33 protein-coding genes are annotated in these 20632 nt (G+C 61.1%); all 33 read right to left on the bottom strand.

Going from position 1 to position 20632, the window contains the following annotated elements:
• Positions 1–71 precede the first annotated feature (71 nt).
• Positions 72–860, bottom strand: coding sequence for an ATP12 family chaperone protein (locus EET67_RS13610; RefSeq protein ID WP_128626734.1), 789 nt, complete (start codon positions 858–860; stop codon positions 72–74).
• Positions 853–1785 (bottom strand): DMT family transporter, encoded by a 933-nt coding sequence (locus tag EET67_RS13605; RefSeq protein WP_425359525.1) that lies wholly within the window; start codon positions 1783–1785, stop codon positions 853–855. The genes EET67_RS13610 and EET67_RS13605 overlap by 8 nt, the downstream gene beginning before the upstream one ends.
• Entirely contained in the window at positions 1782–2768 is a 987-nt protein-coding gene (locus EET67_RS13600) for an RluA family pseudouridine synthase (protein ID WP_128626733.1), read from the bottom strand. The genes EET67_RS13605 and EET67_RS13600 overlap by 4 nt, the downstream gene beginning before the upstream one ends.
• 267 nt (positions 2769–3035) lie before the next feature.
• The gene (locus EET67_RS13595) at positions 3036–4358 is read right to left on the bottom strand and encodes a replication-associated recombination protein A (RefSeq protein WP_128626732.1); all 1323 of its coding nucleotides are present in this window, start codon (positions 4356–4358) and stop codon (positions 3036–3038) included.
• Positions 4359–4362: 4 nt separating this feature from the next.
• Positions 4363–5901, bottom strand: a complete 1539-nt coding sequence (locus EET67_RS13590) for a DegQ family serine endoprotease (protein ID WP_128626731.1) — start codon at positions 5899–5901, stop codon at positions 4363–4365.
• Positions 5902–6089: 188 nt separating this feature from the next.
• On the bottom strand, positions 6090–6521 hold the full coding sequence (rplQ, locus tag EET67_RS13585) for a 50S ribosomal protein L17 (RefSeq protein ID WP_128626730.1): 432 nt from the start codon (positions 6519–6521) through the stop codon (positions 6090–6092).
• A gap of 41 nt (positions 6522–6562) precedes the next feature.
• Positions 6563–7573 carry a DNA-directed RNA polymerase subunit alpha gene (locus tag EET67_RS13580; RefSeq protein ID WP_128626729.1) on the bottom strand — a complete coding sequence of 337 codons (1011 nt, stop codon included), beginning with the start codon at positions 7571–7573 and terminating at the stop codon, positions 6563–6565.
• Between the two features lie 102 nt (positions 7574–7675).
• The gene (gene rpsK, locus EET67_RS13575) at positions 7676–8065 is read right to left on the bottom strand and encodes a 30S ribosomal protein S11 (RefSeq protein ID WP_128626728.1); all 390 of its coding nucleotides are present in this window, start codon (positions 8063–8065) and stop codon (positions 7676–7678) included.
• A gap of 120 nt (positions 8066–8185) precedes the next feature.
• Positions 8186–8554: a 30S ribosomal protein S13 gene (gene rpsM, locus EET67_RS13570; RefSeq protein ID WP_128626727.1), complete on the bottom strand. Its 369-nt coding sequence runs from the start codon at positions 8552–8554 to the stop codon at positions 8186–8188.
• Positions 8555–8737: 183 nt separating this feature from the next.
• Positions 8738–9331 (bottom strand): adenylate kinase, encoded by a 594-nt coding sequence (locus EET67_RS13565; protein ID WP_128626726.1) that lies wholly within the window; start codon positions 9329–9331, stop codon positions 8738–8740.
• Entirely contained in the window at positions 9328–10668 is a 1341-nt protein-coding gene (secY, locus tag EET67_RS13560) for a preprotein translocase subunit SecY (RefSeq protein WP_128626725.1), read from the bottom strand. Before secY ends, EET67_RS13565 begins: the two co-directional genes overlap by 4 nt.
• A 133-nt stretch (positions 10669–10801) precedes the next feature.
• The gene (gene rplO, locus EET67_RS13555; RefSeq protein WP_128626724.1) at positions 10802–11278 is read right to left on the bottom strand and encodes a 50S ribosomal protein L15; all 477 of its coding nucleotides are present in this window, start codon (positions 11276–11278) and stop codon (positions 10802–10804) included.
• A gap of 22 nt (positions 11279–11300) precedes the next feature.
• Positions 11301–11498, bottom strand: coding sequence for a 50S ribosomal protein L30 (gene rpmD, locus EET67_RS13550; protein ID WP_128626723.1), 198 nt, complete (start codon positions 11496–11498; stop codon positions 11301–11303).
• A gap of 25 nt (positions 11499–11523) precedes the next feature.
• The gene (gene rpsE, locus EET67_RS13545; protein WP_128626722.1) at positions 11524–12093 is read right to left on the bottom strand and encodes a 30S ribosomal protein S5; all 570 of its coding nucleotides are present in this window, start codon (positions 12091–12093) and stop codon (positions 11524–11526) included.
• A 76-nt stretch (positions 12094–12169) separates the two neighbouring features.
• Positions 12170–12529 (bottom strand): 50S ribosomal protein L18, encoded by a 360-nt coding sequence (gene rplR / locus EET67_RS13540; RefSeq protein WP_128626721.1) that lies wholly within the window; start codon positions 12527–12529, stop codon positions 12170–12172.
• A gap of 81 nt (positions 12530–12610) precedes the next feature.
• Positions 12611–13144, bottom strand: coding sequence for a 50S ribosomal protein L6 (gene rplF / locus EET67_RS13535; protein WP_128626720.1), 534 nt, complete (start codon positions 13142–13144; stop codon positions 12611–12613).
• A gap of 38 nt (positions 13145–13182) precedes the next feature.
• Positions 13183–13581 carry a 30S ribosomal protein S8 gene (rpsH, locus tag EET67_RS13530; RefSeq protein WP_128626719.1) on the bottom strand — a complete coding sequence of 133 codons (399 nt, stop codon included), beginning with the start codon at positions 13579–13581 and terminating at the stop codon, positions 13183–13185.
• A gap of 12 nt (positions 13582–13593) precedes the next feature.
• Positions 13594–13899 (bottom strand): 30S ribosomal protein S14, encoded by a 306-nt coding sequence (rpsN, locus tag EET67_RS13525; RefSeq protein ID WP_128626718.1) that lies wholly within the window; start codon positions 13897–13899, stop codon positions 13594–13596.
• A gap of 26 nt (positions 13900–13925) precedes the next feature.
• Positions 13926–14483 (bottom strand): 50S ribosomal protein L5, encoded by a 558-nt coding sequence (gene rplE, locus EET67_RS13520; protein WP_128626717.1) that lies wholly within the window; start codon positions 14481–14483, stop codon positions 13926–13928.
• Positions 14476–14790 carry a 50S ribosomal protein L24 gene (rplX, locus tag EET67_RS13515; RefSeq protein ID WP_128626716.1) on the bottom strand — a complete coding sequence of 105 codons (315 nt, stop codon included), beginning with the start codon at positions 14788–14790 and terminating at the stop codon, positions 14476–14478. The genes rplE and rplX overlap by 8 nt, the downstream gene beginning before the upstream one ends.
• Positions 14791–14802: 12 nt before the next feature.
• Complete coding sequence (gene rplN / locus EET67_RS13510; protein ID WP_006205457.1) at positions 14803–15171, bottom strand: 50S ribosomal protein L14; 369 nt, start codon at positions 15169–15171, stop codon at positions 14803–14805.
• Between the two features lie 66 nt (positions 15172–15237).
• A complete protein-coding gene (gene rpsQ / locus EET67_RS13505) occupies positions 15238–15483 on the bottom strand; it encodes a 30S ribosomal protein S17 (protein ID WP_128626715.1) in 246 nt (81 codons plus the stop codon).
• Positions 15484–15494: 11 nt separating this feature from the next.
• Positions 15495–15695 carry a 50S ribosomal protein L29 gene (gene rpmC, locus EET67_RS13500; protein ID WP_128626714.1) on the bottom strand — a complete coding sequence of 67 codons (201 nt, stop codon included), beginning with the start codon at positions 15693–15695 and terminating at the stop codon, positions 15495–15497.
• A 14-nt stretch (positions 15696–15709) separates the two neighbouring features.
• The gene (rplP, locus tag EET67_RS13495; protein ID WP_128626713.1) at positions 15710–16123 is read right to left on the bottom strand and encodes a 50S ribosomal protein L16; all 414 of its coding nucleotides are present in this window, start codon (positions 16121–16123) and stop codon (positions 15710–15712) included.
• Between the two features lie 27 nt (positions 16124–16150).
• The gene (rpsC, locus tag EET67_RS13490) at positions 16151–16870 is read right to left on the bottom strand and encodes a 30S ribosomal protein S3 (RefSeq protein WP_128626712.1); all 720 of its coding nucleotides are present in this window, start codon (positions 16868–16870) and stop codon (positions 16151–16153) included.
• A complete protein-coding gene (gene rplV, locus EET67_RS13485) occupies positions 16870–17259 on the bottom strand; it encodes a 50S ribosomal protein L22 (RefSeq protein WP_128626711.1) in 390 nt (129 codons plus the stop codon). Before rplV ends, rpsC begins: the two co-directional genes overlap by 1 nt.
• 1 nt (position 17260) lies before the next feature.
• Complete coding sequence (gene rpsS / locus EET67_RS13480) at positions 17261–17539, bottom strand: 30S ribosomal protein S19 (RefSeq protein ID WP_128626710.1); 279 nt, start codon at positions 17537–17539, stop codon at positions 17261–17263.
• A gap of 16 nt (positions 17540–17555) precedes the next feature.
• Positions 17556–18389 carry a 50S ribosomal protein L2 gene (gene rplB / locus EET67_RS13475; protein ID WP_128626709.1) on the bottom strand — a complete coding sequence of 278 codons (834 nt, stop codon included), beginning with the start codon at positions 18387–18389 and terminating at the stop codon, positions 17556–17558.
• Positions 18390–18408: 19 nt separating this feature from the next.
• Positions 18409–18702 (bottom strand): 50S ribosomal protein L23, encoded by a 294-nt coding sequence (locus EET67_RS13470; protein ID WP_128626708.1) that lies wholly within the window; start codon positions 18700–18702, stop codon positions 18409–18411.
• Positions 18699–19319, bottom strand: coding sequence for a 50S ribosomal protein L4 (gene rplD / locus EET67_RS13465; RefSeq protein ID WP_128626707.1), 621 nt, complete (start codon positions 19317–19319; stop codon positions 18699–18701). Before rplD ends, EET67_RS13470 begins: the two co-directional genes overlap by 4 nt.
• Entirely contained in the window at positions 19319–20032 is a 714-nt protein-coding gene (gene rplC / locus EET67_RS13460) for a 50S ribosomal protein L3 (protein WP_128626706.1), read from the bottom strand. Before rplC ends, rplD begins: the two co-directional genes overlap by 1 nt.
• A gap of 106 nt (positions 20033–20138) precedes the next feature.
• Positions 20139–20447: a 30S ribosomal protein S10 gene (gene rpsJ / locus EET67_RS13455; RefSeq protein WP_006205468.1), complete on the bottom strand. Its 309-nt coding sequence runs from the start codon at positions 20445–20447 to the stop codon at positions 20139–20141.
• A gap of 66 nt (positions 20448–20513) precedes the next feature.
• A partial coding sequence (locus EET67_RS13450) for an EF-Tu C-terminal domain-related protein (protein WP_133308880.1) occupies positions 20514–20632 on the bottom strand: 119 nt, incomplete at its 5' end.

Raw genomic sequence — 20632 nt, 5'->3', positions numbered from 1 at the left:
ATCACCCGTTGCCAAAGAAAAAACCCGGCGCTCATCACGCCGGGTTTTTTTTATGAACTGGCTGCCCCAGTCTAACCCAATGCTTCGAGCAGGCGAACAGCACCTGTCATGTCACGCTTGCGATAGTTGCGGCGCGCAAGAGCTTCCGAATCCTGCCCCCATTGCTCGATCTGCCAGTCCTCATCGATGTGAGCTGCCGTCCACGCAGTCTCAAGGTCGAGCTCACCGCATTCGACGGCTAGTGCAAGAAGTGCCGACCCGGTCAGTGAGGTCATCAGATGGAGGGCCGCCAGTCGCATCGGCTCGCTTCTGTGACTGAGGTGGATGCCGATCGCGCCGATTGCCTCGCGCGGCTGCTCGACATGCACCACCCCTTCGGCCAGCAGGAACCGCGCGCCAAGCGCAGCACGCGCCCAATCCAGCACGCCGTCCCATGCATCGGCCTGGCGCCGTACCACCGCTTCGGGCGTGTCGGCGCGGTAGCAGAGCATGTCCGACGAGGCGAAACGCAATATATCCTCAAGCACCGCCTGGGGGTCGGCAGCGACCCCGTCGATCGCCGTATTGGCCAACCGCATCACCGGCATGGTTATGGCATCGATATGGTCGGCCTGAGCGGAAAACTCCGCCGCCACCAATTCAGCCGCAGCCCTGGTTGGTAAGATCAGCATGGCCCGCGCCGGCGTGCGTATCGGCTTGCCATCAAGATGAATTGCAAACCCTTCCTCAAGCGGTGCGACTGCAACCTCCTTGTAGAAGCGCTTCGGCAATTGTCGTTTCAGCTGGCTTTGCGCCCTTCGGATCGGGTCGGGATCAGAAAGAAAGTCAGTGGTTTCGAGATCGTTCAGAAGATCACGCATCGTTGGCCTCGTAGATCTGTCGGCGTGGCGGTCGATTGACTATGGTCAGCCCGGCCGCGATCAACGCCAGCGCCAGGAATATCCGGATGCTCAACGGCTCTCCCAGCAGCACCCCCCCACACAGAACACCAAAAGCCGGCGTGAGGAAGGCAAAACTCGCCAAGCCTGAGGCTGGATAGCGCCGGATCAGCCAGAACCACAAATTATAGGTGAAGGCGACGACCACGATTGCCTGGAAAAGAAGGGCAGTATTTGCCAGCAACGTGACCTCGCGAACGATCGGTCCCGCCCATATCAACAACGGCGCGGCCATGACCGTGGTGACGAGCAGTTGGTAGAGCAATAGCTTCTCGGGCCCGGCGCTGTTGAGCCGGCTTTTCTTGATCACCAAAGTGTTCCCCGCCCAGAATATGCCGGCACCCAGGCTGAGCAAATCACCCGTAATCGCCGATGGGCTGGGTAGGCTGAGCTTGTCCGAAAAAACCAGACCGACACCAAGGAAGGCCAGCACCAGGCCGAGGAACTTGGACAGTGTTATGCGCTCGCCAAGCAGGAAATGCGCGCCGATCAGCACCCAGAACGGCATCGTGTTGACCATCAGGGAACTACGCGCAACGGTGGTGAACTCTAGCCCGATGAAGAGCAAGATGAACTCTCCGGCAAAGAGCGCGCCAGCCAGCAGGCCTACCCAAAGCGTACCGTCGGGTTCGAACAGCCGAATGCGGCGGTAGTGGCACCACCACAGAACGAGCAGCCCACCGATAGCCGAGCGCGCCAGGGTGACAAAGATCGGATTGTAGCCGCCATAAGACAGTTTCGCGGCCACGCCGTTGAGGCCCCAGGAGAATGTGAGGCCAATCATGATTGCGGCGGCGAAAGCATCGACAGCTTCGCGCCGCGCCAAAGGTGCGGTCGTCACGCTCACAGATCGTCCTCGGCGCTCGCCTCGTCAAAGCCGAGCAGGTTCCAGCTTTGACGCATATGCTGCGGCATCGGCGCTGTGACGTCGATCACACCATTGTCCGGATGTGGAATTCGAATCCGCCTTGCATGGAGATGCATCCGGTTCTGGATGCCTCCGGGAAACTCCCAATTCTGGTCGGCCTCGAAATATTTCGGATCACCGATAATCGGGCAGCCGAGATGAGCGGCATGCACGCGCAATTGATGCGTGCGGCCGGTATGCGGTTCCATTTCCAGCCATGACAGCGCCTGGGCCGCCTGCTCGACGACGCGATAGTAGGAAACCGCGTGGTCCGCACCTTTTTCGCCATGCTGGGCGACCCTCATCCGGTCGCCATCCGGTGTCGACTCCTTGGCCAGCCAGGTCGAAATCTTGTCCTCACGCTTCTTGGGCACACCTTTCACCAAGGCCCAATAGGTCTTCTTGGCGTCGCGCCCGCGAAAGGCTTCGGAGAGCTTCATCGCCGCAAGCCGAGTACGCGCCACCACCAGCACGCCCGAGGTGTCGCGGTCGATCCGATGGACCAGGCGCGGTTTCTCGCCCTTGCTGTTGCGCCATGCTTCCAGCATGTCATCCACATGACGAACGACGCCCGATCCGCCCTGGACAGCGAGGCCGGCGGGCTTGTTGAAGACAAACACTTTCGCATCTTCGTAAAGCAGCATCTGCGACAGGACATCGCCGTCGTCCTGGTTGCGCATGGTCTTTTGCGTCAGCGGACCAGCGCCCTGCTTGTCGACCCCAAGCGGCGGCACGCGGATTGTCTGGCCGGGCTCTATGCGCGTATCGGCCTTGGCGCGCGCACCATCGATCCGGATTTGCCCGGAGCGCAGCAGTTTCTGGAGATGCCCGAATCCGAGACCGGGAAAATGTGCCTTGAACCAGCGGTCGAGGCGCATGCCTGTCTCGCCGGCTTCGACCTTGATCTGCTCTACGCCTGCCATCGTCATTGTCCTTCGATCCGCAACGGATCACGGCCTGGAGCATCGGACCGAAAGGTGGATACCGGTTTTCGGATTTGTCCGATGCTCGCTCAAACAGTTAGAGTGACCCTTGTGCGTCCGATTAGACGTACGGCGCTCTAAACGGGCGCCATAGCATCAGCCGAAGCTTCTTGCGAGCCACATTCCCGGGAACAGGGCTAAAATGGGGCCGGTGACGCTGGCGATCAGCTATGCCAGTGCCGAGAATGACACCCCTCGTTCCCTCGGCTACTTTTTGCCGCGTGCCTGCCTTTCGCTTCTGAGCTTCGACCAGTAGTCGAGCCGTTTCCTGATCTCGCGTTCGAAGCCACGGTCCGGCGGCTCATAGAAGATCTGGCGTCCCATCTTCTCAGGAAAATAATCCTGACCGGAGAAGGCTTCAGGCGTGTCGTGGTCGTATTCGTACCCCTTGCCGTAGTCCTCATCCTTCATGAGCTTGGTCGGCGCATTGAGGATATGCCTGGGCGGCAGCAGCGATCCGTTCTCCTTCGCCGCCCGCATCGCCTCCTTGAAGGCGGTATATACGGCATTGGATTTCGGCGCTGTGGCGAGATAGACGGTCGCCTGGGCGAAGGCCAGTTCCCCCTCCGGCGAGCCCAGATAATCATAGGCATCCTTGGCGGCATTGGCGATGGTCAGCGCCTGCGGGTCGGCCAGGCCGATATCCTCGACCGCCATGCGTACCAGCCGCCGGCCGATGTAAAGCGGGTCCTCGCCGGCATCGAACATGCGCGAGAGATAATAGAGTGCCGCATCGGGGTCCGAGCCACGCACGGATTTATGCAGGGCCGAGATCAGGTTGTAGTGGCCGTCCTGACCCTTGTCGTAGATAGGCGCTCTGCGCTGGACGACACGCTGCAACCCCTCCGGATCGAAAATCTCGTCCGGCTTGGCCGCCCGCCAGATCTCCTCGGCCAGCGTCAGCGAAGCGCGCCCGTCTCCATCCGCCATGCGCATGAGCATCGCACGCGCTTCGGCATCCAGCGGCAGCTTGCGTCCCTCCGCCTCTTCCGCCCGCAACAGAAGCTTGGCGATGCTGTCCTCATCGAGCGATTTGAAGATCAGAACGCGCGCGCGTGACAACAAGGCGGCATTGAGCTCGAAGGAGGGATTTTCGGTCGTTGCGCCGACCAGGATGACGGTGCCGTCTTCCATGACGGGCAGAAAGGAATCCTGCTGCGCACGGTTGAAACGGTGGATCTCGTCGACGAAGAGCAGGGTCTGGCGGCCATTGGAGCGGCGTAAACGGGCAGTCTCGAACACCTTCTTGAGATCGGCGACGCCGGAGAAAATCGCTGATATCTGCTCGAAGGCAAGTCCGGTTTCGCCCGCAAGCAGTCGTGCCACCGTGGTCTTGCCGGTGCCCGGCGGCCCCCAGAAAATCATCGAGCCAAGCGAACCGGAGCGGATCATGCGCGTCAACGCGCCGTCCTCACCGGTCAGATGCTCCTGCCCGAAGACCTCGGCTAGGCTCGCCGGGCGTAGCCGGTCGGCAAGCGGGCGTCCAGGCGGTGCTTTGTCCGGTTCACCGGCACCAAAAAGATCAGCCATAGCTCTAATATCGCAACATCTGGCGCATCAATTGGCCGTTGCGTTCGACCGTGAAACGCCACCAGCGCGTATCCTGTTCCGCCACCTGCTTCAGCTTCTCCGGCGTATCGATCGTTTCGCCATTGACCTCTCGCACGATATCCCGCGGCTGGAAGCCGAATCCCGCTGCCGGCGAGTTGCGGTCGATATCCACTACGGTGACACCGGATGCATCTGAACGCATGCCAAGGCGCTGGGCAAGGCGCGGCGACAGCGCCGCCACCTTGATGCCGGCAAACGGGCTGCTCCCGCCTATGGTGACTTCCGTGGCCGATGTACCTTCGGGAGGGCGCTCAAGTTTGACATTTACGGTCTTCTCTTCGCCCTGGGTCAGGACCGACACCGTGGCTTCGCTGCCCACCGCAAGCGTGGCAAGCCGATAGCCCAGGGCCTCGACATGCTCCACGGCAACGCCATTCAGCGACAGCACGACGTCGCCGGGCTTCAAGCCTGCCTTGGCGGCCGGCCCGTCCGGCACCACGGCGCTAACGAGAGCGCCGGTAGGCTGCGGCATGCCAAGCGACTCGGCAATCAGCGCGGTCACCGGCTCGAAGGTCGCCCCGATGAATGGGCGCTCGAAATAGTCCCTGCCCTGCCTCGCCGCTTCGGCGACAGCCCGAACCATGTTGGACGGAATAGCAAAGCCAATACCGATCGAGCCGCCACTGCGGCTGTAGATGGCCGTATTGATGCCGACGAGCTGCCCCGTCATGTTGATCAGCGCGCCACCCGAATTGCCCGGATTGATCGCCGCATCGGTCTGGATGAAGAAACCGAAATCGGACACGCCGATATGCGTGCGGGCCAGCGCAGAGACAATGCCGCTGGTCGTGGTCTGGCCGACACCGAAGGGATTGCCGATCGCCAGCACCAGATCGCCGACCTCGAGCGCATCGGAATCGCCGATGGGAATGACTGGAAACGGCTTGTCGCTCTCGATCTTCAACACAGCGAGATCGAGCGTCTCGTCCTTGAGCAGCACCTTGCTTTCGAATTCCCGCCCGTCCGACGTGGCCACCTTCACCTCGTCCGCGTCGCGGATCACATGGTAGTTGGTCACCACGACGCCGCTTGGGTCGACCAGCACGCCAGACCCGAGCGAGGACTGCATGCGCTGAGGTGCCTGCCGACCGAAGAACTGCTCGAAGAACGGGTCGCCAGCGAAGGGCGAGCGCACGCGCACCTGCTGCGAGGCATAGACGTTCACCACCGCCGGCGCGGTTTCCTTCACCAATGGCGCAAAGGAAAGCTGGATTTCAGCTCGCCCGAATGGCAGCCTGCGGCCCTGTGGCGCGGGTGCAGCCGCCGGCTCGTCGCCACGCCGCAAAAGCTCGTTCAGAACTTCCTTCAGGCCGGGATCTTCTTTCGGTGCCGGAGCGGCCTGCTCGGCCGGAGCTTGCTGAGAGGGCTCTTTTTCCTGTGCCAGGGAAGGTATTGCCAGAAACGCGAAAGCGGCAGCAACCAGGGCGGCAACAGGAATGAATGGCAGTCGTTTCGCGACCATGCGAATCCTCCGGAACAAACGGCGCCATTGTCGCCACGATTGTGCAAAATGAAAGGCTGCAGAGACGGAAATCATTGCAGTTGCGCTATTTGCGCCAACCAGCCTCGATTGCGCGATCAAAAGCAAAAAGGGGCCGCAATGGCCCCTTCCTGTTCCGGTCGGCCCGAAGGCCGCGAATGTCAGCGAGATTACGCCGCTTCAGCTTCAGAATTGGCTTCCTCGGCTTCCACACGCGCACGATCGGCTGCGCCCTTGGCGTCAACATCGCGCTCGACGAACTCGATCACCGCCATCGGGGCATTGTCGCCGTGGCGGAAGCCCGCCTTCATGATACGCAGATAGCCGCCATTGCGGGTCGCATAACGCGGCGCGATCGTATCGAACAGACGCTTGACGACGCCTTCGTTACCGATCTGGGCAATGACCTGACGGCGAGCGTGCAGGTCGCCGCGCTTGCCCAAGGTCACCAACTTCTCGACGATCGGACGCAGGTCCTTCGCCTTGGGAAGCGTCGTTGTAATCTGCTCGTGCTCGATCAGCGAGACTGCCAGATTGGCAAACATCGCCTTGCGGTGGCTTGAGCTGCGGCCTAGCCGGCGGCCGGCAAATCCATGGCGCATGGCCCTACTCCTTTAAAATCCTGTTTCGAGAGGCCTGTGCCTCAATATTGGTCTTCGTAGCGCTTGGCGAGGTCTTCGATGTTCTCCGGTGGCCAATCGGCCACTTCCATGCCGAGATGGAGGCCCATCGCAGCAAGAACTTCCTTGATCTCGTTCAGCGACTTGCGACCGAAGTTCGGAGTGCGAAGCATCTCCGCCTCGGTCTTCTGGATCAGATCGCCGATATAAACGATGTTGTCGTTCTTCAGGCAATTGGCCGAACGCACCGAAAGCTCCAGTTCGTCGACCTTCTTGAGCAGCGCCGGATTGAACGCAAGTTCGGTGACCTGCTCGGCGGCAGCTTCCTTCTGCGGCTCTTCGAAATTGACGAAAAGGCCGAGCTGGTCCTGCAAGATGCGCGCGGCAAAGGCGACCGCATCTTCGCCCGAAATCGAACCATTGGTCTCGATCGTCATGGTCAGCTTGTCATAGTCCAGAACCTGGCCCTCGCGGGTGTTCTCGACCTTGTAGGAGACCTTCTTGACCGGCGAATAGAGGCTATCGACCGGGATAAGCCCGATCGGCGCATCTTCGGCGCGATTGCGGTCGGCCGGGACATAGCCCTTGCCGGTATCGACGGTGAATTCCATGCGGATCTCAGCGCCCTCGTCGAGGGTGCAGATGACGTGGTCGGGGTTCAGGATCTCGACATCGCCAACCGTCTGGATATCGCCGGCGTGAACGGCACCGGGGCCCTGCTTGCGCACAACCATGCGCTTGGGGCCGTCGCCTTCCATGCGGATGGCGATTTCCTTGATGTTGAGCACGATATCCGTGACATCCTCACGCACACCGGCGATGGAGGAGAACTCGTGCAGCACGCCGTCGATTTGGACGGCGGTCACGGCGGCGCCGCGCAGCGACGACAGAAGCACGCGACGGAGCGCATTGCCGAGCGTCAAGCCAAAGCCGCGCTCCAGCGGTTCAGCAACCAGCGTCGTCAGCGTCTTGTTCTTGGAAGAGAACTCGATCTTGTTAGGCTTGATCAGTTCCTGCCAGTTCTTTTGGATCATTTTGTCTTCCTTCCGATTCCCCACCACCATCCAATCGTGGCAGGCGATCTGGAAAAAGCCGCAGGGACGCCCGAAGCGCCCATGCGGCGGTGAATACGCAAACTAGACGCGGCGCTTCTTGCGCGGGCGGCAGCCATTGTGCGGGATCGGCGTCACGTCGCGGATCGAGGTGATGGTGAAGCCACCTGCCTGCAGTGCGCGCAGCGCCGATTCACGACCCGAACCGGGGCCGCAGACCTCGACTTCGAGAGTGCGCATGCCATGTTCCTGCGCCTTCTTGGCCACGTCTTCGGCAGCCATCTGGGCAGCGAAAGGCGTCGACTTGCGCGAACCCTTGAAGCCCTGGGCACCGGCCGACGACCAGGCAATCGCATTGCCCTGCGCGTCGGTGATGGTGATCATCGTGTTGTTGAAGGTCGAATTAACGTGGGCAACGCCCGACGAGATGTTCTTACGTTCGCGACGGCGAACCCTTACGGCTTCCTTGGCCATGATGTTCCTTTCAACGATATCTGCGCCGCCGTAACACCAGCGGCTACACCTGAGGCAGTCGGGGTTGGGCAGTCGGCAATCGGTTCACGCCCGAATGCCTACTGCCGATTGCCGGCTGCCTTACTTCTTCTTACCGGCAATCGCCTTGGCCGGACCCTTGCGGGTGCGGGCATTGGTGTGGGTGCGCTGGCCGCGAACCGGCAGCGAGCGGCGGTGACGCAGGCCGCGATAGCAGCCCAGATCCATCAGCCGCTTGATGTTCATCGAGACTTCGCGACGCAGATCGCCCTCAACCTGATAGTCGCGGTCGATGGTTTCGCGGATCGCCAGAACCTCGGCATCGGTGAGCTGGTTGACGCGACGATCGGCCGGAATGCCGACCTTTTCGATGATCTCGGCAGCAAACTTCTTGCCAATGCCGTGAATATACTGGAGCGCGATGATCACGCGCTTATTGGTCGGGATATTGACGCCGGCTATACGAGCCATTTTCTTCTCCATGTAGGCCGGTCAAGCCGGCGAGTGCGTTAACCCGCGTCCGGTGGAGGCCGGCCCTTGCGGGTGTTCCTGGTTCAATGCGACTGCCTTGCCCTCACGGACACGCAGAACTGACGCCTGAATGGGAGACGGGTCGCCATAGTCCAGACAGAGCGGATTGTCAACTGGAGCGGCCTATTTTGCCACTGTCTCCTTGAGGATCGACTCTATTGCTTCCGTAACGCTGTCGATCGGCGCCATGCCGTCCACGCCTTTCAGCATTCCCTTGGCATAATAGTAGCCGATCAGCGGGGCGGTCTTTTTGTAATATTCGCGCAGGCGCTCCTCGAAAACTTCCGGGTTATCGTCCTTGCGCACTGGCAAGCCGGCGGCCTGGGCTTCCTGTGCCCGCTTGACGATGCGCCCGACGAGAGCCTTGTCGTCGACGACCAGCTCGATCACGCTGTCGAGAGTCAACCCACGCTCGGCAAGCATCGACTGTACGGAATCGGCCTGCGCCAGGGTGCGGGGATAGCCGTCCAGAATGAAGCCCTTCGCGCAGTCCGGCTGATCGATGCGCTCTGCCACGATGGCATTCACGATCGCATCGGACACAAGCTCGCCCGCATCCATGACCGCTTTTGCCTTAAGTCCGACCGGCGTGCCCGCAGCAACGGCAGCGCGCAACATATCGCCCGTCGAAAGTTGGGGTATGCCGTACCGCTCTACCAGTCTTTGTGCCTGAGTCCCCTTGCCCGCTCCGGGTGGTCCCAGCAGTATCAGCTTCATTTGCCTCTCTTGCCCCCGCGCAACTTCGACTTCTTGATCAGCCCCTCATACTGGTGGGCAATCAGGTGACCCTGAATCTGCGCAACCGTATCCAGCGTTACACTGACCACGATCAGAAGCGAAGTGCCACCAAGGTAGAAGGGGATGCCAGTCGCCGAAATCAGGAACTCGGGCAAAAGGCACACAGCAACCAGATAGATGGCGCCGACAGCAGTGATGCGCGTAAGCACATAATCGATATATTCGGCAGTCCGCTCGCCCGGGCGGTAGCCGGGAATGAAGCCGGAATGCTTCTTCAACTGATCGGCCGTATCCTTGGGGTTGAACACGATCGCAGTGTAGAAGAAGGCAAAGAACGCGACCATCGCCGCATAAAGGAACATGTAGAGCGGCTGGCCATGGCCAACGGCGGCAAGCGCACTGGCCGCCCACGCCGGCAGGTTAGCGGTGTTGGAGAAACCAGCCACGGTCGCCGGCAAAAGCAGCAGTGACGACGCGAAGATCGGCGGGATGACGCCCGACGTATTGAGCTTCAGCGGCAGGTGCGACGTGTCGCCCTGGAACATGCGGTTTCCGACCTGGCGCTTCGGATACTGGATCAGAAGGCGGCGCTGCGCCCGCTCGACGAAAACGATAAGCGCCGTTACCGCGATTGCCAGCACGATGATGGCGAGGATCAGGCCGGTCGACAGCGCGCCGGTGCGGCCGAGTTCGAGCGTGCCGCCAATGGCACCGGGCATGCCTGCCACGATGCCGGCAAAGATGATCAACGAAACACCGTTGCCGATGCCGCGTTCGGTGATCTGCTCACCGAGCCACATCAGGAACATGGTGCCGCCGGTAAGGGTGATGACGGTGGACACGCGGAAGAACAGGCCCGGATCGGTCACAATTCCGCTGCCGCTTTCAAGCCCTACGGCAATTCCGTAGGACTGGACGATGCCCAGAAGCACCGTGCCGTAGCGAGTATACTGGTTGATGATCTTGCGACCCTGCTCGCCTTCCTTCTTCAGCGCTTCAAGCGTCGGCACCACCGACGTCATGAGCTGCATGATGATGGAAGCGGAGATGTAGGGCATGACGCCCAGCGCAAAGATCGCCATGCGCTCGACAGCGCCGCCGGCGAACATGTTGAACATGCCAAGCACGCCGCCGCTCTGCTGCTGGAAAGCCTGCGCAAAAGCCTCGGGATTGATTCCGGGGACCGGGATGTAAGTGCCGAGCCGATAGATGAACAGCGCACCCAGGGTAAACCAGATGCGCTTCTTGAGATCCTCGGCCTTGGCAAAGGCTGCGAAATTCAGATTGGAGGCTAATTGTTCAGCAGCCGATGCCATGGATTAAGTCTCCGCTTGGTCACGCTCGAAAGCCCGCGCCGGGCGGCACGTGTCGACGAAGCCACGAGATAGGCCTCGGACGATAAAGATGCAAGCGGCCACCGTGTGCCGGCAGCCGCTTAACCAAGGTTCTTTATTCTGCTTCGGCAGCCTGCTCGGGCAACTTGATCGAGCCGCCAGCCTTTTCGACTTTTTCGATCGCCGCCTTCGACGCGCCGGCGATATCGAACGCCACCTTACCCTTCAATTCGCCATCGCTGAGCAAGCGAACGCCGTCCTTCACACGACGGATCACGCCGGCCTTGACCAGAGCTTCCGCATTCACGACTTCCTTGGCATCGAGCTTCTTGGCATCGATCGCCGCCTGGATACGCGCAAGCGACACTGTAGCATAGCTCTTTGCGAACAGATTATTGAAGCCACGCTTGGGCAGGCGCCGGTAAAGCGGCATCTGGCCACCCTCGAAGCCATTGATCGACACGCCGGAGCGCGACTTCTGGCCCTTGACGCCGCGGCCACCGGTCTTGCCGGAGCCGGAACCGATGCCGCGACCGACGCGCTTCTTGGTATGCGTCGCGCCGTCCTTGTCACTCAGTTCGTTGAGTTTCATGATTCTTCTCCTGCGCCCGGTCTTACTTCTCGTCCACGACGCGGACGAGATGGCTGACCGCCGCGATCATGCCACGCACCGACGGCGTATCCTCAAGGGTGCGCTGCCTGTGCATCTTGTTGAGGCCGAGGCCGACCAGCGTCGCACGCTGTTCCTTGGGCCGGCGGATCGGGCTGCCGATCTGCTCAACGGTGATGGTCTTTACTGCTTTCTTGGCCATGGTCCTGGTCCCTGGTCAGCGCCGACTATTCTTCAGCCGCAACGGCAGAGCCGCGGCGTGCTTGAAGGGTCGAATATTTGATGCCGCGCGCTGCCGCCACATCCTTCGGATGCAACTGGCTCTTCAGCGCGTCGAAAGTGGCGCGAACCATGTTGTAGGGGTTCGACGAGCCCATCGACTTGGCGACGACGTCATGTACGCCCAGCGATTCGAAGACAGCGCGCATCGGGCCGCCGGCGATGATACCGGTACCCTGCTTGGCAGCGCGCAACAGAACGCGGCCGGCACCCCAACGTCCCTCGACGTCGTGATGCAGCGTACGGCCCGAACGCAGCGGAACGAAGATCATGTCGCGCTTGGCCGATTCGGTTGCCTTGCGGATCGCTTCAGGCACTTCACGCGCCTTGCCATGACCGAAGCCGACGCGGCCCTTCTGGTCGCCGACGACGACGAGCGCGGCAAAGCCGAAGCGCCGGCCGCCCTTGACGACCTTGGCCACGCGGTTGATGTGAACGAGCTTGTCGATAATACCGTCGTCGCGCTCTTCGCGGTCACGACCGCGCTCGCGGCCGCCGTCCCTGCGTTCTTGTGCCATATCCTGATTCCTTATTCTTTTCCGGAAGCACGGTTTCTACAAATACCGGCGCCGCTTTTGCGACGCCGGAGGTGAATTAGAAGTTAAGGCCTGCCTCGCGGGCGGCATCGGCAAGCGCCTTGACGCGGCCATGATAGATATAGGGCCCGCGGTCGAAGACCACTTCCTTGATGCCAGCCTTGACAGCGCGCTCGGCCACGAGCTTGCCGACAGCAGCAGCCGCCGCAGTGTCAGCACCCGTCTTCAAGGAACCCTTTAATTCCTTCTCAAGCGTAGATGCAGCGGCAATGGTGTGCCCCTTGCTGTCATCGATGATCTGAGCGTGAATGTTCTTCGACGAGCGATAGACCGAAAGACGCAGCCGGTCGCCCGAAACCTTCTTGAGTTGACGGCGCACGCGCGCGGCGCGGCGCTGAGTGGATTCCTTGGAAGCCATGATGTTCGTTCCTTGCCTTCTAAAACGGGAGCGGCCATCTGCGGTAGGCGATAGCGCCTCCCGCGACCGCGCACCGCGGCGTTACTTCTTCTTGCCTTCTTTGCGGACGATGACTTCGCCAGCATATTTCACGCCCTTGCCCTTATAGGGCTCGGGGCCGCGATATTCGCGGATCTCGGCGGCGACCTGGCCGACCACCTGCTTGTCGATGCCGGCGACCACGATCTCGGTCGGCTTCGGGACGCTGATCGTGACGCCTTCGGGCGCTCGGTAGATCACGTCATGGCTGAAGCCCAGCGCCAGTTGCAGATCCTTGCCCTGGAGGGCTGCACGATAACCGACGCCATTGATCTCGAGCTTCTTCTCGAAACCGTCCTTGACGCCTTGCAGGATGTTGACGATCTGGCTGCGCGACATGCCCCACTTGGAGCGCGCATCCTTAGACTCGTCGCGCGGCTGGACGGAGATTTCGCCGTCCTCCAGCTTGACCAGCACTTCATCGTTGACCACGAACTTCAGTTCACCCTTCGGCCCCTTGGCCGTAACGGTCTGGCCATCGACGGTGGCGGTAACGCCCTGCGGCACCGAGACGGGTTTCTTGCCAATACGAGACATGATGTTGTCCTCGCTCTTTCTGTCTTATGCTCGCCCGATCAGAATATCTGGCAGAGGACTTCTCCGCCGACATTCTGTTCGCGCGCTTCATGGTCGGCCATCACGCCCTTCGGCGTCGACAGGATCGAAATGCCAAGGCCGTTCGCAACCTGCGGAATCGACTTGACCGAAACATAGACGCGACGACCAGGCTTGGAGACGCGAGAGATATCGCGAATGACCGGAGCACCGTCAAAATATTTCAGCTCAATCTCGATTTCCGACTTGCCGTCGCCAAAATCGATCTGGCTGTAGTCGCGGATATAGCCTTCCGCCTTCAGCACGTCGAGAACGCGGGCACGCAGACGCGAGGCCGGCGTAGAGACCTTCGTCTTCCTGCGGCCATAAGCGTTGCGGATGCGGGTCAGCATATCGCCGAGAGGATCACTCAATGACATGGTGTGTGCTCCTTACCAGCTCGACTTGACCAGACCGGGCACGGCGCCCAGCGATCCAAGTTCACGAAGCGCGATGCGCGACATTTTCAGTTTGCGATAATAGGCGCGCGGACGACCGGTGACCTCGCAACGATTGCGGATACGGGTCTTGGACGAGTTGCGCGGCATGGCCGCAAGCTTCAGCTGCGCCCGGAAACGCTCCTCGATCGGCAGGCTCTTGTCCATGATCGTCGCCTTCAGCGCCTTGCGCTTGGCGGCGTTCAGTTCCACGAGCCGGCGGCGCCGGTTGTTCTTCTCGACTGAGCTGGTCTTTGCCATTTCAGATTTTCCTTTGCTCGCTGCCGTTACTGGCGGAAGGGGAAGTTGAAAGCCTTGAGCAGCGCCCGGGCTTCGTCATCCGTCTTCGCAGTCGTACAAACGATGATGTCCATACCCCAGATCTGGTCGACCTTGTCGTAATTGATCTCGGGAAACACGATATGTTCCTTGATGCCCATTGCATAGTTGCCACGGCCGTCAAAGCTCTTCGGGTTCAGGCCGCGGAAGTCGCGAACGCGTGGCAGCGCGATGTTCACCAGACGGTCCAGGAACTCGTACATGCGATCCTTGCGCAGCGTCACCTTGGTGCCGATCGGCATCTTCTCGCGGACCTTGAAGCCGGCGATCGAATTGCGGGCATAGGTGATAACCGGCTTCTGGCCGGCGATCAGCGCCAGGTCGGCAGCAGCGACCGAAGGCTTCTTGGAGTCGCCGGTTGCTTCACCGACGCCCATGTTGAGAACGATCTTGTCGAGGCGCGGAACCTCCATTTCATTCTCGTACTTGAACTGTTCCAGCAGCGCCTTGCGGATGGTCTCGTTGTAGACCGTCTTCAGGCGGGCCTGATATTCTGCCTTAGCCATTGATCACTTCTCCCGAGCGCTTTGCCACGCGCACCTTCGTGCCGTCCTTCTGGACCTGGAAACCGACGCGGGTCGGCTTGCCATCCTTGGGGTCGGCCAGCGCGATGTTCGACAAATGGATCGGCGCTTCCTTGGTAATGATCCCGCCCTCTTGGGACTGGGTCTGCTTCTGGTGGCGACGGATCATGTTCACGCCGCGAACGATGGCCTTGTCGTCCTTGGGCATAACCCGGACGACCTCGCCCGAGCGACCCTTGTCCTTGCCGGCCAGAACGACGACTTTGTCGCCTTTGCGAATCTTCTGCATTTTTCCGGCTCCTTACAGCACTTCAGGCGCGAGCGAGATGATCTTCATGTGGTTCTTGGCGCGCAATTCGCGCGGAACCGGTCCAAAGATACGCGTGCCGATCGGCTCTTTCTTGTTGTCGACGAGAACGGCAGCGTTCTTGTCGAAACGGATCACGCTGCCGTCCGGACGGCGGATGTCCTTGGCCGTGCGAACCACGACCGCCTTCATCACATCGCCCTTCTTCACGCGGCCGCGCGGAATGGCTTCCTTGATCGACACCACGATGATGTCGCCCACGGAAGCATATTTCCGCTTCGAACCGCCCAGCACCTTGATGCACATGACACGACGAGCGCCGGAATTATCCGCCACGTCGAGGTTTGTTTGCATCTGAATCATGACTGGCCGCCTTCTTCATTCATGGGCATCGGCATTGGCGCCCTGCCCGGCTTGTCCAAAATTTCGTTACTGCGATGCCTGGGCATCGGTGATGACGACCCAGCGCTTATCCTTGGAAATCGGAGCCGATTCCTGGATGAAGACCTGGTCGCCAACCTTGCAGGCGTTGTTTTCGTCGTGTGCCTTGTACTTCTTCGACATACGCACGACCTTCTTCATGACCGGGTGCGTGAAGCGCCGTTCGACCTTGACGACAACCGTCTTCTCGTTCTTGTCGCTGACGACAGTGCCCTGCAGAATGCGCTTTGGCATGTTTTTCGTCCTTAAGCCTTCTTGCCGGCCGATTTCTCGGCGGCGATGGTCTTGATGCGCGCGATGTCCCTGCGGACCTGCTTCACGCGGGCTGTCTTTTCGAGCTGACCGGTCGCCTTCTGGAAGCGCAGGTTGAACTGCTCCTTCTTCAGCGCGGCCAATTCATCGTTCAACTGGTCCGGGGTCTTCGACCGAACGTCTGCGGCTTTCATGACTCGTGACCTTTCTATTCAGCTATGCGCTGCACGAAGCGCGTTCTGACCGAGAGCTTGGCGGCGCCAAGACGCAGCGCCTCTCGCGCCACTTCCTCCGAGACGCCATCGATCTCGAACATCACGCGGCCCGGCTTGATGCGGCAGGCCCAGTAATCGACCGCGCCCTTGCCCTTGCCCATGCGGACTTCGGTCGGCTTGCCGGTCACTGGAACATCCGGGAAAATCCGGATCCACACGCGGCCCTGGCGCTTCATTTCACGCGTGATCGCACGGCGGGCCGCCTCGATCTCACGCGCCGTTACGCGGTTTGGCTCCAGCGCCTTCAGTCCAAAGCCGCCAAAATCCAGATTGGTGCCGCCCTTGGCGGCGCCGTGGATGCGGCCCTTGAACTGCTTGCGGAACTTTGTGCGCTTTGGCTGCAGCATCGTTCTTACTCCAAATTCTCAAATGTCTCAGGCGTTCTCGCGGCGGCGGCCGCGATCACCGCGCTCGCCTGCATGCGCCTCGCCCTCGGTCGCACGACGCTCCGAAGCCATCGGATCGTGCTCGAGGATCTCGCCCTTGAAGACCCAAACCTTGACGCCGCAGATGCCGTAAGCGGTCTGCGCCTCTGCCGTGCCGTAGTCGACATCGGCGCGCAGCGTGTGCAGCGGCACGCGGCCTTCGCGATACCACTCCATGCGCGCGATTTCCGCACCGCCCAGGCGACCCGAACAGTTGATGCGGATGCCTTCCGCACCCAGACGCATCGCCGACTGGACCGCGCGCTTCATGGCGCGGCGGAATGCAATGCGGCGCTCAAGCTGCTGGGCGATCGACTGAGCAACCAGCGTGGCGTCGGTCTCGGGCTTGCGAACCTCGACGATATTGAGGTGCGTTTCCGACTTGGTCATCTCGGTCAGCTTGCGGCGCAGCTTCTCGATGTCGGCGCCCTTCTTACCGATGATGAGGCCGGGACGCGCAGCATGGATCGTCACGCGGCACTTCTTGTGCGGACGCTCGATCACAACCTTGGAAATGGCAGCCTGCTTCAATTCCTTTTCAAGATACTCGCGGATCTTGATGTCTTCATGCAGCAGCTTGCCGTACTCGCCGGTGTTTGCGTACCAGCGCGAGTCCCAGGTGCGGTTGATGCCGAGGCGAAAGCCAATCGGGTTGATCTTCTGGCCCATTATGCGGCCTCCACTTTTTCTTCGACTTCGCGAACCACGATCGTGAGATGCGAGAACGGCTTCTCGATCCGGCTGGCGCGGCCACGGCCACGGGCATGGAAGCGTTTCATGACGATCGACTTGCCGACATAGGCTTCGGCAACCACGAGGGCATCGACGTCGAGGTCGTGATTGTTCTCCGCATTGGCGATAGCCGATTCCAGCGTCTTGCGAACGGTGCCGGCGATGCGCTTGCGCGAAAATTCCAGATCCGAAAGCGCGGTAGCGACCTTCTTGCCGCGGATCAGAGCGGCAACCAGATTCAGCTTCTGCGGGCTGACGCGAATGGTGCGCAGAACCGCACGCGCCTCGTTGTCAGCAAGCCTGCGCGGAGCTTTGGCCTTGCCCATGTTACTTCCTCTTCGCTTTCTTGTCGGCGCCATGACCGAAATAGGTCCGGGTCGGGGCGAATTCGCCGAACTTGTGGCCGACCATGTCTTCCGACACGCTGACCGGGATATGCTTCTGGCCGTTGTAGACGCCGAAGGTCAGGCCGACGAACTGCGGCAGGATCGTGGAGCGGCGGCTCCACATCTTGATCACTTCGTTGCGGCCGCCTTCGCGCACCTTCTCGGCTTTCTTGAGAAGAAAGCCGTCGATGAACGGGCCTTTCCAAACTGAACGGGTCACGTCAGACTACCTCTCTTTAGCTCTTGCGCTGATGACGCGAGCGCAGGATGAACTTGTCGGTCGCCTTGTTGGACCGCGTCTTCTTGCCCTTGGTCGGCTTGCCCCACGGCGTCACCGGATGACGGCCGCCGGAGGTGCGGCCTTCGCCGCCGCCATGAGGGTGATCGACCGGGTTCATGGTCACGCCGCGATTGTGCGGACGCTTGCCGAGCCAGACCCTGCGGCCGGCCTTGCCGAGATTGATGTTGGCGTGATCCGGGTTCGACACCGCGCCAACCGTGGCAATGCAAGAACCGCTGACGGCACGCTGCTCACCGGAATTGAGGCGCAGGATCGCCATGCCCTGGTCGCGTCCGACGAGCTGGGCGTAAGACCCGGCCGAACGTGCGATCTGGCCGCCCTTGCCCGGCTTGAGCTCGACATTGTGAACGATCGTGCCGACCGGCATCGAGCCGAGAGGCATCGCATTACCTGGCTTCACGTCGACATTGTTGCCGGCCACCACCTTGTCGCCGACAGCCAGACGCTGCGGGGCCAGGATATAGTTCAGCTCGCCGTCTTCATATTTGATCAGCGCAATGAAGGCCGTGCGGTTGGGATCGTATTCGATCCGCTCGACGGTACCCGCAACATCGAACTTGCGACGCTTGAAGTCGATGATGCGGTAGCTGCGCTTGTGACCGCCGCCGATGAAGCGCGCCGTGATGCGGCCGTAATTGTTGCGGCCGCCCGACTTCGTCAGGCCTTCGGTCAGGCCCTTGACAGGCTTGCCCTTGTACAGGCCGGAGCGGTCGACAATGACCAGCTGGCGAAGGCCAGGCGTTACCGGTTTGAAGTGTTTCAATGCCATTTTCTTGTCCTCGCGTCCGTCAGAGGCCCGTCGCGACGTCGATCGACTGGCCGTCGGCCAGCGTCACTACCGCCTTCTTCACGTCGCCCTGACGGCCGATCGTGCCACGGAAACGCTTCACCTTGCCCTTGCGGACCAGCGTGTTGACCGCCGTCACCTTGACGCTGAACAGCGCTTCGACCGCAGCCTTGATTTCCGGCTTGGTCGCCTTGCGGGCGACGTTGAAGACAACCTGGTTCTGTTCGGAAGCCATGGTCGACTTTTCAGTGATCGCCGGGCTGACGATCACATCGTAGTGGCGCAGATCCGTCATTTGAAGCGCTCCTCGAGAGCCTCGACGGCGGCCTTCGAAAGGACCAGCGTGCCGCGGCGCAGAATGTCGTAGACGTTGATGCCCTGGATCGGCAGGACATCGATGTTCGGAATGTTGGAGGCAGCGCGCTTGAAGTTTTCGTCAAGCTGCGCACCGCCGATCAGCAATGCGTTGGTCAGGCCGAGCTTGGCGAAATTCGCCACCAGGGCCTTGGTCTTGGCATCGGCCAACGCCAGATCATCGACTATGATCAGGTTCGACGCCTTGGCCTTGGCCGACAGCGCATGCTTCAGGCCGAGCGCGCGCACCTTCTTGGGCAACTCGTGCTCATGGCTGCGAACGACCGGGCCGTGCGCCTTGCCGCCGCCACGGAACTGCGGTGCACGTGCCGAGGAGTGACGGGCGCGGCCCGTCCCCTTCTGCTTGTACATCTTGGCGCCGGTCCGCGAGATGTCTGCGCGGCCCTTGGCCTGGTGCGTACCCTGCTGCTTCTTGGCAAGCTGCCAGCGCACGACGCGCTGCAGGATGTCTTCGCGCGGGTCAAGGCCGAAAATCTCCTCGGAGAGTTTGACCTTGCCGGCGTCGTCGCCGGCCAGCGTTGAAATCTTGAGATCCATTATTCCGCTCCCTCACTGGCCGGAGCTTCGTTCTTCTGCACCGCACGAATGCCGGCCGGCTTCGGCGCATTCTCCGGGAGCGCTTCCTTCACGGCATCGCGAACCAGGATCCATGCGCCCTTGGAGCCGGGAACGGCACCACGGATGAGGATCAGGCCACGATCGCTGTCCGTCGAGACAATCTCGACATTCTGCGTCGTCACACGGGTCGCACCCATGTGGCCGGCCATCTTCTTGCCCTTGAACACCTTGCCGGGGTCCTGACGCTGACCGGTCGAACCATGCGAACGGTGCGAAACCGAGTTACCATGGCTGGCGCGGCCGCCACCGAAATTGTGGCGCTTCATGACACCCTGGAAGCCCTTGCCCACCGAGGTGCCGGTCACGTCGACCTTCTGGCCCGGAACATAGTGCTCGACGGTGATTTCTGCGCCGACATCCAGCATGTTCTCGTCAGAGACGCGGAATTCGGCAAGCTTGGCCTTGGGCTCGACCGAGGCGGCGGCGAAATGGCCGCGCAGCGCCTTGGACGTGTTCTTGACCTTGGCGAGGCCAACGCCGAGCTGGACGGCGGTGTAGCCGTTCTTCTCTTTCGTGCGCTGCGCCACGACCTGGCAATTCTCCATGCGGAGAACGGTGACGGGAACATGCTCGCCAGCATCGTTATAGATGCGGGTCATGCCCAACTTCTGTGCGATAACACCTGAACGCATCGGTTCACTTCCTTCAGAGTTCGCTGTCGGGGAAAACCCTCCAGGCCTCTTGTTCCTCTGGAGTATCCTTCCGGGCTACTGCCCCTCAGGCCTCCTGTTCCAAGCCTTAGAGCTTGATCTCGACATCGACGCCGGCGGCCAGATCGAGCTTCATCAAAGCATCGACGGTTTGCGGGGTCGGGTCCACGATATCAAGCAGCCGCTTGTGCGTGCGCATCTCGAACTGCTCACGGCTCTTCTTGTCGACATGCGGCGAGCGGTTGACCGTGAATTTTTCGATCCGCGTCGGCAGCGGAATGGGCCCGCGAACATTGGCGCCGGTGCGTTTGGCCGTCGACACGATTTCGCGCGTCGAGGCGTCGAGCACCCGGTGATCAAACGCCTTCAGGCGGATGCGGATATTCTGACCGTTCATGCGTCACTTCCTTGTTCTGGCGCGGCGCGGGCATCCCCGCGCCCGCGACAGATCGATTAATTCTGGTTACTCGGTGATCGACACGACGACGCCGGCGCCGACCGTGCGGCCGCCTTCGCGGATGGCGAAGCGCAGCTTCTCTTCCATGGCGATCGGCACGATCAGTTCCACGTCCACCGTCACAT

It is taken from the genome of Borborobacter arsenicus, assembly GCF_003934165.1.
GTDB lineage: Bacteria > Pseudomonadota > Alphaproteobacteria > Rhizobiales > Rhizobiaceae > Pseudaminobacter > Pseudaminobacter arsenicus.
Note: the sequence above shows the minus strand (reverse complement) of the source record. Positions and strands in the feature narration are given on the sequence as shown.

Excerpts from the sequence above, each read along its gene's own strand:
- EET67_RS13565 (WP_128626726.1), bottom strand. The coding sequence starts at position 9,331 with ATGAAGCTGATACTGCTGGGACCACCCGGAGCGGGCAAGGGGACTCAG.
- rpmD (WP_128626723.1), bottom strand. The coding sequence starts at position 11,498 with ATGGCCAAGAAAGCAGTAAAGACCATCACCGTTGAGCAGATCGGCAGC.
- secY (WP_128626725.1), bottom strand. The coding sequence starts at position 10,668 with ATGGCATCGGCTGCTGAACAATTAGCCTCCAATCTGAATTTCGCAGCC.
- rplF (WP_128626720.1), bottom strand. The coding sequence starts at position 13,144 with ATGTCTCGTATTGGCAAGAAACCCGTCTCGGTGCCGCAGGGCGTTACC.
- rplR (WP_128626721.1), bottom strand. The coding sequence starts at position 12,529 with ATGGCTTCCAAGGAATCCACTCAGCGCCGCGCCGCGCGCGTGCGCCGT.
- rpsM (WP_128626727.1), bottom strand. The coding sequence starts at position 8,554 with ATGGCTCGTATAGCCGGCGTCAATATCCCGACCAATAAGCGCGTGATC.
- rpsQ (WP_128626715.1), bottom strand. The coding sequence starts at position 15,483 with ATGCCAAAGCGCATTCTGCAGGGCACTGTCGTCAGCGACAAGAACGAG.
- rplV (WP_128626711.1), bottom strand. The coding sequence starts at position 17,259 with ATGGGCAAGGCCAAAGCTCCGCGCAGGCTTGCTGACAACGAGGCGCGT.
- EET67_RS13590 (WP_128626731.1), bottom strand. The coding sequence starts at position 5,901 with ATGGTCGCGAAACGACTGCCATTCATTCCTGTTGCCGCCCTGGTTGCT.
- rpsH (WP_128626719.1), bottom strand. The coding sequence starts at position 13,581 with ATGTCATTGAGTGATCCTCTCGGCGATATGCTGACCCGCATCCGCAAC.
- rpsE (WP_128626722.1), bottom strand. The coding sequence starts at position 12,093 with ATGGCACAAGAACGCAGGGACGGCGGCCGCGAGCGCGGTCGTGACCGC.
- rpsN (WP_128626718.1), bottom strand. The coding sequence starts at position 13,899 with ATGGCAAAGACCAGCTCAGTCGAGAAGAACAACCGGCGCCGCCGGCTC.
- rpmC (WP_128626714.1), bottom strand. The coding sequence starts at position 15,695 with ATGAAAGCCGCAGACGTTCGGTCGAAGACCCCGGACCAGTTGAACGAT.
- rplB (WP_128626709.1), bottom strand. The coding sequence starts at position 18,389 with ATGGCATTGAAACACTTCAAACCGGTAACGCCTGGCCTTCGCCAGCTG.
- EET67_RS13610 (WP_128626734.1), bottom strand. The coding sequence starts at position 860 with ATGCGTGATCTTCTGAACGATCTCGAAACCACTGACTTTCTTTCTGAT.
- EET67_RS13580 (WP_128626729.1), bottom strand. The coding sequence starts at position 7,573 with ATGATCCAAAAGAACTGGCAGGAACTGATCAAGCCTAACAAGATCGAG.
- rplP (WP_128626713.1), bottom strand. The coding sequence starts at position 16,123 with ATGCTGCAGCCAAAGCGCACAAAGTTCCGCAAGCAGTTCAAGGGCCGC.
- EET67_RS13600 (WP_128626733.1), bottom strand. The coding sequence starts at position 2,768 with ATGGCAGGCGTAGAGCAGATCAAGGTCGAAGCCGGCGAGACAGGCATG.
- rplE (WP_128626717.1), bottom strand. The coding sequence starts at position 14,483 with ATGGCTAAGGCAGAATATCAGGCCCGCCTGAAGACGGTCTACAACGAG.
- rplN (WP_006205457.1), bottom strand. The coding sequence starts at position 15,171 with ATGATTCAGATGCAAACAAACCTCGACGTGGCGGATAATTCCGGCGCT.
- EET67_RS13595 (WP_128626732.1), bottom strand. The coding sequence starts at position 4,358 with ATGGCTGATCTTTTTGGTGCCGGTGAACCGGACAAAGCACCGCCTGGA.
- rpsC (WP_128626712.1), bottom strand. The coding sequence starts at position 16,870 with ATGGGCCAGAAGATCAACCCGATTGGCTTTCGCCTCGGCATCAACCGC.
- rpsJ (WP_006205468.1), bottom strand. The coding sequence starts at position 20,447 with ATGAACGGTCAGAATATCCGCATCCGCCTGAAGGCGTTTGATCACCGG.
- EET67_RS13470 (WP_128626708.1), bottom strand. The coding sequence starts at position 18,702 with ATGACGGATCTGCGCCACTACGATGTGATCGTCAGCCCGGCGATCACT.
- rpsK (WP_128626728.1), bottom strand. The coding sequence starts at position 8,065 with ATGGCCAAGGAAGCCGTAAGGGTTCGCCGTCGCGAACGTAAGAACATC.
- rplO (WP_128626724.1), bottom strand. The coding sequence starts at position 11,278 with ATGAAACTCAACGAACTGAGTGACAAGGACGGCGCGACGCATACCAAG.
- rplC (WP_128626706.1), bottom strand. The coding sequence starts at position 20,032 with ATGCGTTCAGGTGTTATCGCACAGAAGTTGGGCATGACCCGCATCTAT.
- rplX (WP_128626716.1), bottom strand. The coding sequence starts at position 14,790 with ATGCAGAAGATTCGCAAAGGCGACAAAGTCGTCGTTCTGGCCGGCAAG.
- rplQ (WP_128626730.1), bottom strand. The coding sequence starts at position 6,521 with ATGCGCCATGGATTTGCCGGCCGCCGGCTAGGCCGCAGCTCAAGCCAC.
- rplD (WP_128626707.1), bottom strand. The coding sequence starts at position 19,319 with ATGGATCTCAAGATTTCAACGCTGGCCGGCGACGACGCCGGCAAGGTC.